This is a genomic window from Actinoplanes sp. ATCC 53533 (genome assembly GCF_003947245.1).
Genome location: NZ_QHHV01000348.1, coordinates 1 through 9052, shown reverse-complemented (window position 1 = coordinate 9052; position 9052 = coordinate 1). Strand labels below are relative to the sequence as shown.

Genomic DNA, 9052 nt, shown 5'->3' with positions numbered 1-9052 from the left:
GTCTGCGTTGTCCGTATGCGGTCCGACAGGCTTCCCGTACCTGGATATGCCTCCCATCCGCACGATCAATTCGTGCTGCTCGGGGGCAACAGTTCATGTCGGCATTCCGCGTGTCCGCGGCCGGTCTTCTTCGTCTTGCCATGGAGGGCAGCCTGGCTGACCGCGTGGCCGAGCAGGTTTGGATGAGCGGGCACGGCGTGAGTCCGGCAGAGCGCAAGTCGTGGTCGCGTAGCCTGTCCGTGCTCGCCCAGGATCTCGCCGATGCGGGCCTTCACGACGTCGAGGTCTTGGTCGAGTACCAGTTGCCGCTCACCAGCCGGCGTATCGACGCAGTGCTCGCCGGAGTCCACCCGGAGACGGGCGAGGACTCGTTCGTCGTCATCGAACTCAAGCAGTGGTCATATGCCGTCCGCTACGAGGATTCCGACACACTGGTTGACGTCGAACACGTCTCCGGACCGCGGCTGCACCCCGCCATCCAGGTCGGCGACTATTGCCAGTACCTCACCGATTTCCTCGGCCTGCTCGCCGAGCACAGAAACACCGTCCGGGGTGCCGTGTACCTGCACAACGCGGTCGACAGAGACATTGCTGAACTCTTCGAACGCCCCGCCACCGAACAGAGCCGGATCTTCAACAAGCAACGCCGCGGCGACTTCCTCGAATACCTGTGCGCCTCGCTTGCCGCCGACAAACCGGGCGCCCTCGCAGCGGACCGATTCCTGAACAGCACCGTGCGACCCAGCCGGCACCTGCTCACCTACGCGGCCCGCGAGCTGAAAGAACGCTCGCACTTCACCTTGCTGGACGAGCAGCGCGTGGCGTACGAATTGGTCCTGCACGCTGTGGAACGCGCCCGTGCAGCGGACCACAAGAGCGTCGTGGTGGTGTCCGGCGGACCGGGCAGCGGCAAGAGCGTCATCGCGCTGAGCCTGCTCGGCGAGCTCGCCCGGCAAGGCCGGTCGGCGCTGCACGCCACCGGTTCCAAGTCGTTCACGCAGACTCTGCGCCGATACGCGGGCAAGGGTTCGCCCCGACTGAAGAACATGTTCCTTTACTTCAACAGCTTCATGACCGCCGACCGCAACGGCATCGACGTGCTCATCTGCGACGAAGCGCACCGAATCCGGGAGACCTCGGTCAACCGGTTCACCCGCTCCGCCCAACGCCAAGGCGCGCGGGCGCAACTCGAGGAACTGCTCGCCGCGGCGCGGGTCCCGGTGTTCCTGCTCGACGAACATCAGGTGGTCAAGCCCGGAGAACTCGGCAACGTCGACATCATCACGGCGTACGCGAAGAGACTGAACCTCGAGATCGATGTGGTGTCGCTGCACGACCAGTTCCGCTGTGGCGGCAGCGAGGCCTATGAGCAATGGGTGCTGAGCCTCTTGGGTCTTGGGGGCGGAAAGCCGACCACTTGGGTCGGCGATGGCCGCTTCGACCTGCGAATCGCCGAAACGCCCGAGGAGATGGAGTCCTTCCTCGCGACGAAGCAGGCAGCCGGCGAGACCGCCCGGATGACCGCCGGCTACTGCTGGCCCTGGAGCGACCCACGATCCGACGGCACACTGGTCGACGACGTGAAGGTTGGCGGGTGGTCACGGCCGTGGAACGTCAAGAGTGACCGCAGTGTCGGCGACGCGCCGGGAAGCCCTTTCTGGGCGACCGACCCGAACGGCTTCGGTCAGGTCGGATGCGTGTACACGGCGCAGGGCTTCGAGTACGAGTGGTCGGGCGTCATCGTCGGCCCGGACCTCGTCGCACGGGACGGACGGCTCGTCACCAATCGCGACGAGTTCAAGGACCCGAACTTCCGGAGCCGCAAGACCGTCAGCGATTCCGAAGCCGACCGTCTCATCCGAAACACCTACAAGGTCCTGATGACCCGGGGGATGCGCGGCACCATCCTCTACGCTGCGGACCCCGAGACCCGCGCCTTCCTGGCCGACCTGGTCCATGTGCACCGCGGCCTCGAAACCGTCTACGAATAGGCGGCCCCAAGTCGAGGGTCGGCCTTCTTGATCGCGGCGAGGTCGAACGGCGTCGCATCCCTGCCGCACCGTCGCCGACGCCATCGTCCTGTGGCTGGGCCTACCCGGCCTGGCCCACCAGCGCGCTGTCACCGAGGCCTTCCCCTGGCCGGCCGGCATCACCGAACGCCTGATCACCTCCCTGGCCCCCTGACGTCCTGACCCGCGAACGTACGGAAGCTATTAAGGCACTTGACTTAATGGTTGCATTGACAGTTGACTATTGACGAATTCCGGTTTGAGGAGGGTTCTGATGGATGAGGCCAAGGCGCTGAGCTTCCCCTTCACCAGCCCCACGCCGCTGGATCCGCCGACAGAGTGGGCGGATCTGCGGGAGAAATGCCCGGTCGCGCACATCACGTTGCCCAGTGGGGACTCCGCGAGGTTGGTCACCCGGTACGCGGATGTGAAGCAGGTGCTTGCCGATCCGCGGTTTCCCCGCGCGACCGCGGACAGCGCGCGGGTTGCCGACACCGAGTCCGGTGGGCTGTTCAACAGTGACATGGCGCAGGCGATGCCGCAGGATGGCGAGGCGCATCAGCGGTGGCGGCGGATGATCACCAAGTGGTTCACGGTCAAGCGGATGAGGATGCTCCAACCGCGCATCGAGGCGATGGCCGACCTGCTGATCGACGACATGGTCAAGCGCGGCCAGCCCGCCGATCTCAAGGCGGGCCTGGGCTTTCCGCTGCCGGTCTGGGTCATCTGCGACATGCTCGGCGTTCCCGATTCCGATCGGGACAAGTTCGCCTACTGGTCGGACACCATGCTCAGCCTGACCAGGTATACGCAGGCGCAGATGGAGACGTCGGCCGCCGAGTTCCTGTCGTACATGACCGCCCACGTCCAGGCCAAGCGTGCCGAGCCGGGTGACGATCTGCTGAGCGATCTGATCACCACCAGCGATGCCGGTGGCGGCGGGCTCCCCGACCTGGTGTTGGTGTACACCGGCCAGGGGCTGCTGGTCGCCGGGCATGAGACCACGGCGAACATGATCGGCAAGATGGTGGCGATGCTGCTGGCCGACCGGCGTCAGTGGGAGGCGCTGGTGGCCGACCGGTCGCTGGTGCGCGGCGCGGTGGAGGAGGCGCTGCGGATCGATGCCAACCCGGGCCTCGGCATGGTGCGCTACCTGACCAAGGACCTGGAGGTCGCCGGGGAGCGGCTGCCGACCGGCACCACCGTGATGTGCTCGATGGGCGCGGCCAACCGGGACGAGACCGTCTATCCCAACGCCGACACGATGGACCTGTCCCGGACCCCCAACCCGCACTTGTCCTTCGGCGTCGGTCCGCATTCGTGCATCGGCCAGTCGTTGGCCCGCACCGAACTTCAGGTTGTGCTGGAGGTGCTGCTGCGCCGGCTGCCCACCCTCGAACTCGCGGTCGCCCCGGACGAGTTGAACCGGGTGGAGGGCCTCGCCGTCGGCGGGTTGCGGGAGGTGCCCGTGCGGTGGTGACGATTCAGGATCCGGGATCGATGCGTCCCGAGTGCATGCGGACGACGGTGCCGGCGGCGTCGATGACCCGTTGATCGTGGGTCGCCACGAGCGCGAGCGTGCCGGAGCGCACCACCGCATCGAGCGCCTCGAGGATCAGGTGGACGTGGTCGTCGTCCTGGTGTGCGGTCGGTTCGTCGAGCACAGCCACGGCGGGGTTCAGCACCAGCGCGCGGGCGAGGGCGGTGCGTTGCTGTTCGCCGAGGGAGGTGTCCCGCGCCGGGCGGGCGGCGATGGCGGCGAGCCCGAGCCGGTCGAGCAGTTCTGTCGCGGGCGGGCGGCCGCGCAGCCCGGCGGGAAGCAGGACGTTCTCGGCCACGGTGAGTTCCGGGTCCAGCGTCAGCCGTTGCGGGAGTAACGACACGCTGGCCCAGTCCTTGGCCGGGTAGGCCGGCCGGTCCGCCACCAGCACCTGTCCGGTGGTGGGCGCCATGACCCCGGCGACCAGGTGGCAGAGGGTCGATTTGCCGGAGCCGGACCGTCCGGCGAGGACGACCAGGGTCGCCGAGGACAGCGACAGGTCGATCTCCTGCAGCACCCGCGTGGCCGCCGCCCCGGATCCGCGGGTGTGGCTGACGTCGCGCATCTCTACCAAGGGCATGGCTACTCCGGCCGGTGCAGTTCGACGTGTCCATCGGCCACGGTGACCACCGCGCGGCCGTCCGGGAACAACAACAACGCCTCCTCGGGCAGCTGCAGCCGGCCGAAGCCGTCGATCGTCGCGGTACGGACCTGTCCGTTGTCGTGCTCGCCGGACAGCACGCCGTGGCGCAGGCTCACCACGGTGTCGGCCGCCGCGACCGCCCTCGCGTCGTGGGTCGCGAGCACCACTGCGCTGCCGCAGGCCGCCGAGGACGGCGGCAGTGGTGAGGCGATCAGGGCGGATCCGAGCCCCGGGAACGTCGTCCGGCGCCATGGGCCTCCCTCGGCTGAAGGCTGAGCGACCTCCACTCACCGGGGCCGACGAAGAAGAAGCTATAACACCAAGGCCCGGCAGTCGGTCAGGATGAGCCGAGTTCGAATCCCGTCCCGGACACTCGTGAGGAGCTCCGCCGATGCCGTACCACAATCCCTTGAGTGCGCCCGACGACCTCGAAGGGTTCCGGCTCGAAGGCGACGGCGCCGTGTCGTTCCCGCGAGGGCGTCTGCGGTTGGAGAGCCTGCGTCCGCCGGAGGATGGTCAGGACGCCAACGTCGTGTTGTGGTGCCCGGCGGACTTCGGCCCGGACCTCACGGTGGAGTGGGACTTCTGGCCGATCCGGGAGCCGGGCCTGTGCATCCTGTTCTTCCACGCGCGCGGGCGGCGAGGTGAGGATCTCTTCGAGCTGGCACCCCGGACCGGGCCGTACGAGCAGTACCACCACGGTGACCTGAATGCGTACCACGTGTCGTACTTCCGCCGGATGTGGCCGTCGGAGCGGCAACTGCACACCTGCAACCTGCGCAAGAGCTACGGCTTCCACCTGGTGGCGCAGGGAGCCGATCCGTTGCCGGCGGTGCTGGACGCCCAGGGCCCGTACCCGATGCGCCTGACTGTCCATGATGGAGTCATCACCTTCGAGATCGCGGATCTGTTGTCCTTTCGATGGCGGGACGACGAGCCGCTTCCCGGCGGCAGGATCGGGTTTCGGCAGATGGCGCCGATGATCGGCGAGTACGCGAACCTGCGCGTCACCGAGCGCTGATACGGCCCGCGCAGGCCCCGGCTCGACCAGCGGGAAAGCCCTTTCCTGTCGTTGACTTTGAGACGATTCAAGTTTACCGTCGTCAATGCCGTAACCACACCGTCACAGGGTAGGTATCCACGTGCAACGACGAGTCAATCCGCGATGACCTCGCGGGCTTGGTCGATAGGCCTGCACGACGCAGCCGACGAGGTGTTCTGGGCGGCCAAGCTCAATCTGCTTTGGATGATCTTCACGCTGGCCGGCGGGGTGATCCTGGGAGTCGGTCCGGCGACCGTCGCGGCGTACACCGTGGCCCGCCGGCACGCCTCCGGTGAATCGTTTTCCCTCTGGCCTGCCTTCGTCGCCGCGTACCGGCGTGAGTTCGGCCGTGGCAACGTGCTGGTCCTCCCGCTCGCCGGCGTGGCCGCCCTCTTGATCACGAACTACTTCTACTTCGCGTCCATGGGCTCAGCGGCTTCGGCTCCGCGGCTGACCACCGCCGTGGCGCTGGTCGCCCTGGCCGTGATCGCGGCCCACCTGCTGCCCATGGCCGTGCATTACGACCTGCGGACACGCGACTACCTGCCCAAGGCCTCGCTGTTCGCCCTCACCCGCCCGGCCGCATCCGTCCTGCTGCTGTTCGTCCTCGTCGCGATCGGATACGCCGTCGCGCTGTACCCCTTCCTGGCGGTGGTGGCCGTCGGTGGGTGGATCCAACTGGACACCTGGCTCTGTCTGCGCCTCTTCGCCGAGAACGAGGCGCGCATAAAGACGAAAGGCATCTCATGACCATCCACATCCGCGGACGCCGGCCCTTGGCCGCCGTGCTCGCCGTGACCGCCGCCCTGGCCGCCTCGGCTTGTGGCGACGACGCGAGCGATCAGGCGATTGACAAGATCACTGTGATGGCGCCGCTGTTCGGCACCGCACCCGACTCGAACGGCGAGCTGCAACAGGCCATCGAGAAGCTGATCGGCACGAAGCTCGACATCGCCTGGGTGCCCAACGCGGACTACGGCGACAAGGCCAACGTCACGCTGGCGTCGAACAACATTCCCGACGTGATGGTCATCCAGGGCGACAAGAGCCCGTCCTTCGTCCAGGCCGCCAAGGCCGGTGCCTTCTGGGAGCTCACCGGCAAGCTGGACAAGTATCCGAACCTCAAGGCGGCCGACGAGCGGACCGGACGCAACGCGACGATCAACGGCAAGGCGTACGGGATCTACCGGGTCCGGCCGCAGCTGCGGTCGTCCGTGGTGCTGCGCAAGGACTGGCTGGCGAAGCTCGGTCTGCAGCCGCCGAAGACGGTGGACGACCTGTACAACGTCGCCAAGGCGTTCACCGAGCGGGACCCGGACGGCAACGGCAAGAAGGACACCTACGGGCTCATCAACCCGAAGTGGCCCACTCCCATCTTCACCAGCGACAGCCCGTACAACGTGATCGAGACGTGGTTCGGCGTGCCCAACGGCTGGGGCGAACGCAACGGCAAGCTGGTGCCCGCCTTTGACACCGAGGAGTTCTACACCGCCAACCGGTGGCTGAAGAAGTGGGTCGACGAAGGGCTGGTGAACAAGGACTTCGCCACCCTGGACGCCGCCAACTGGACCGACCCGTTCATCCAGGGCAAGGGCGGCATCATCATCGACCAGAACACCCGCGGCACCGACCTGGCCTTCAAGTTCAAGCAGAAGGACCCGAAGGACTTCGACAAGGTGGTCATGGTGGGCAACCTGACCCGGTCCGACGGCCAGAAGTTCTCGCAACCGTTCCCCGGTTACAACGGCGTCATCGCCATCTCCAAGCAGCGGGTGCGCACGGACAAGCAGCTGGACCAGGTCCTCACCACCCTGGACAAGCTGCAGTCGAAAGAAGGCTCGGTGCTGCTGAGCAATGGCATCGAGGGGCGCAACTTCCAGCTGGTGGACGGAAAGGCCGCCCTGATCAACCAGGAAGACGCCAAGATCAAGATCCTGCAGAACGACGTGGACAAGGCCTTCATCCAGCTGGGCACCCGGGCCAGTGTCGGAGTCGGCCAGTATTCCACCAAGTACGGCGACGACGTGCAGCAGAAGCTGTTCGACCAGCGGACCCCGCTGATGGAAGAGGACCTGAAGACGGCGGTGTTCAACCCGGCGCTCCCGGTCGTCTCGGACGCCTACATCCAGAAGGGACAGACGCTGGACCCGATCGTCAGCGACGCGCGGATCAAGTACCTGTCCGGCGCGATCTCCGAGGATCAGCTGCGGGCCGAGGTCAAGCGCTGGTACGACAGCGGCGGCACCGAGGTGGCGAAAGAGACCAACGAGCTGGTCGCCAAGCTCGGCAAGTGACGTCGTGGCCAACGATCTGGTTCCCGGCGTGGCGCCGGAGCGACCGAAGACCAGCGGAGGACCGGCCGAACCACCCTCGCCGGGGCAGCCGGCCCGGCGGCTCGCGCGGCTGCTGAGGTACCGCTGGTTGTACCTCATGCTGATCCCCGGCCTGGCGTACTTCGCGCTGTTCCGGTACTTCCCGATGTACGGCCTGAGCATCGCTTTCAAGGACTACGTGCCGTTCCTCGGGTATTCGGGTAGTCCGTGGGTCGGCCTCAAGCATTTCGAGGAGCTTTTCACCGGCCCCGACTTCGGCCGGCTGATGGTCAACACGCTGATCCTGGCGCTGCTCACGGTGCTGTTCGTCTTTCCGGCGCCGATCGTGGTCGCGCTGCTGCTCAACGAGCTGCGGCTCAACGTGGTGAAACGCTCGGTCCAGTCGCTGATCTACATCCCGCACTTCCTGTCGTGGACCATCGTGGCGTCGCTGACCTACCTGCTGTTCTCGGCGGACTTCGGCGTCCTGGCCACCTTCATCCACGACATCGTCGGCGGACGGCAGACGGACTACGTGGCCCAGGAGGAGTGGTTCCGGCCGATCATCATCTTGCAGTCGCTGTGGAAGCAGACCGGCTGGGGAACGATCATCTACCTGGCCGCCCTGGCGGGGGTGGACACCCAGCTCTACGAGGCGGCGCGGGTCGACGGTGCCGGGCGCTGGCGCCAGTTCTGGCACATCACGCTGCCGGGAATCCGGCCGGCGATCGTGGTGATGGCCATCCTGACCTCGGGTCACCTGCTGGACACCGGATTCGAACAGATCTGGCTGATGACGACGTCGCTGAACCGTTCGACCGCCGACGTCTTCGACACCTTCGTGTACTACGTCGGCATCACCCAGGGCGCCTTCAGCTACTCCACCGCGGTCGGCATGTTCAAGGGCGTGGTGGGCCTGATGTTGATCTTCGGCTCGAACTGGCTGGCCAAGCGGCTCGGCCAGCGTGGACTGTTCTGATGGGGGCGCCGGACATGGCACTGGATAGCGCCGCGGACACCACGCCAGGCAAAAGCGGCTCGGTCCGGCACTACGACTCCGTCGGCAGCCGGGTCTTCGACGTCCTGAACGTCGTCGTGCTGCTGGCGCTCGCGGCCGTCACCGTGCTGCCGCTGCTCTACGTTCTCGCGGGATCGTTCGCCACCGAGTCCGAGATCGACTCGCGGCCGTTCTTCCTCTGGCCGCGAAACTTCGTCACGGACGCGTACGACTACATGTTCTCCACCGACGTCTTCATCCGCGCGCTGCTCACCACCGTCGGGGTGACGGCGGTCGGCACGCTGGTCCAGGTGATGCTGACGCTCACCATGGCCTACCCGCTTTCGAAGCGGAACCTGCCCGGCCGGACGCTGGCCCTCAACGTGGTCATCTTCACGCTGGTCTTCAGCGGCGGCATGATCCCGACCTACCTCGTGGTGCGGAACCTGGGGCTGCTCGACAGCTACTGGGCACTGATCCTGCCGTTGGCCATCAACCCGTTCTACCTG

General features: G+C 66.5%; 8 protein-coding genes and 1 pseudogene. 7 read left to right on the top strand and 2 right to left on the bottom strand.

What is annotated here, in order from left to right; translation table 11 throughout:
- The first annotated feature begins 95 nt into the window (after window positions 1-95).
- Both DMB66_RS56675 and DMB66_RS56665 read left to right on the top strand, forming a co-directional pair.
- Window positions 96-1991, top strand: a complete 1896-nt coding sequence (locus DMB66_RS56675; RefSeq protein WP_125812273.1) for a DUF2075 domain-containing protein — start codon at window positions 96-98, stop codon at window positions 1989-1991.
- Between the two features lie 292 nt (window positions 1992-2283).
- Window positions 2284-3489 (top strand): cytochrome P450, encoded by a 1206-nt coding sequence (locus tag DMB66_RS56665; RefSeq protein WP_125812272.1) that lies wholly within the window; start codon window positions 2284-2286, stop codon window positions 3487-3489.
- Between the two features lie 4 nt (window positions 3490-3493).
- On the opposite strand, the gene DMB66_RS56660 is transcribed toward DMB66_RS56665, so the two are convergent.
- Window positions 3494-4129, bottom strand: a complete 636-nt coding sequence (locus tag DMB66_RS56660; protein ID WP_158647698.1) for an ABC transporter ATP-binding protein — start codon at window positions 4127-4129, stop codon at window positions 3494-3496.
- 2 nt (window positions 4130-4131) lie between these two features.
- On the bottom strand, window positions 4132-4356 hold the full coding sequence (locus DMB66_RS62020) for a hypothetical protein (protein WP_158647697.1): 225 nt from the start codon (window positions 4354-4356) through the stop codon (window positions 4132-4134).
- Between the two features lie 227 nt (window positions 4357-4583).
- Between DMB66_RS62020 and DMB66_RS56655 the strand changes: the two genes are divergently transcribed.
- The 5 genes and pseudogenes from DMB66_RS56655 to DMB66_RS56635 form a co-directional block, all read left to right on the top strand.
- Window positions 4584-5213: a DUF1961 family protein gene (locus DMB66_RS56655; protein WP_125812270.1), complete on the top strand. Its 630-nt coding sequence runs from the start codon at window positions 4584-4586 to the stop codon at window positions 5211-5213.
- Window positions 5214-5357: 144 nt separating this feature from the next.
- A complete protein-coding gene (locus DMB66_RS56650) occupies window positions 5358-5984 on the top strand; it encodes a YesL family protein (protein WP_125812269.1) in 627 nt (208 codons plus the stop codon).
- Window positions 5981-7528 carry an extracellular solute-binding protein gene (locus tag DMB66_RS56645; RefSeq protein WP_125812268.1) on the top strand — a complete coding sequence of 516 codons (1548 nt, stop codon included), beginning with the start codon at window positions 5981-5983 and terminating at the stop codon, window positions 7526-7528. The genes DMB66_RS56650 and DMB66_RS56645 overlap by 4 nt, the downstream gene beginning before the upstream one ends.
- Window positions 7529-7532: 4 nt before the next feature.
- Window positions 7533-8525, top strand: coding sequence for a sugar ABC transporter permease (locus tag DMB66_RS56640; RefSeq protein ID WP_199753242.1), 993 nt, complete (start codon window positions 7533-7535; stop codon window positions 8523-8525).
- A 14-nt stretch (window positions 8526-8539) separates the two neighbouring features.
- A pseudogene (locus DMB66_RS56635) lies at window positions 8540-9052 on the top strand (carbohydrate ABC transporter permease); the annotation flags it as partial.

Bases quoted from the DNA above. Each gene is read 5' to 3' on its own strand.
- DMB66_RS56645 (WP_125812268.1), top strand. From the start codon at position 5,981: ATGACCATCCACATCCGCGGACGCCGGCCCTTGGCCGCCGTGCTCGCC.
- DMB66_RS56665 (WP_125812272.1), top strand. From the start codon at position 2,284: ATGGATGAGGCCAAGGCGCTGAGCTTCCCCTTCACCAGCCCCACGCCG.
- DMB66_RS56660 (WP_158647698.1), bottom strand. From the start codon at position 4,129: ATGCCCTTGGTAGAGATGCGCGACGTCAGCCACACCCGCGGATCCGGG.
- DMB66_RS56650 (WP_125812269.1), top strand. From the start codon at position 5,358: ATGACCTCGCGGGCTTGGTCGATAGGCCTGCACGACGCAGCCGACGAG.
- DMB66_RS56675 (WP_125812273.1), top strand. From the start codon at position 96: ATGTCGGCATTCCGCGTGTCCGCGGCCGGTCTTCTTCGTCTTGCCATG.
- DMB66_RS56655 (WP_125812270.1), top strand. From the start codon at position 4,584: ATGCCGTACCACAATCCCTTGAGTGCGCCCGACGACCTCGAAGGGTTC.